The organism is Bartonella queenslandensis AUST/NH15, from assembly GCF_000312585.1.
GTDB lineage: Bacteria > Pseudomonadota > Alphaproteobacteria > Rhizobiales > Rhizobiaceae > Bartonella > Bartonella queenslandensis_A.
Genome location: NZ_HE998228.1, coordinates 1 through 517, shown reverse-complemented (window position 1 = coordinate 517; position 517 = coordinate 1). Strand labels below are relative to the sequence as shown.

The 517-nt window shown below is 49.1% G+C and carries 1 protein-coding gene; it reads left to right on the top strand.

The genetic code is table 11. The annotated features are described in order from the left end of the window. Positions 1-17 precede the first annotated feature (17 nt). A partial coding sequence (locus BN338_RS09975; protein WP_039761980.1) for a phage baseplate assembly protein V occupies positions 18-517 on the top strand: 500 nt, incomplete at its 3' end.

Below are 517 nucleotides of genomic sequence, written 5' to 3'. Positions count from 1 at the left end.
AGCAATGAGGTGTTAGCATGAATGATGCTTATCTCTTAAGCGATACCTTTCGGCAAATCATGAAGCGTCTTGATGCGCTTGAACGCTGTCTTGCCAACCAGCATATGATTGGACGGGTGGCAGAAGTTGATGGTCATAGGGTGCGGGTGAAACTTTTCTCTGAAAATGCTAATGGACAAGCGGTTTTATCGCCCTGGCTGCAAACCCAAGAAGCGGCGGGCGCTGTTGCAAGCAATATGCCTTGTCATGTTGGTGATCCGGTGCGGTTGTTAAACCCCCATGGTGAAATTGGTTCTGCTTCTTTAGTGGTGCGCGATAGCTATAGTGAGGCTATGCCTAATCCCGCACGCCACCCAGAAGAGTTGGCGCTTTGTTATGCGGGGGGCGCACTGCGCATGACAAAAGATGAACTTATTCTCTCCCATGGAGAAAACCAAATCCATTTGAGTGCACAAGGTCTGGTGCTTTCTCATCAATCAACCCGTGTTGAATTAACGGGCAGTGTGCAGATTCAAGC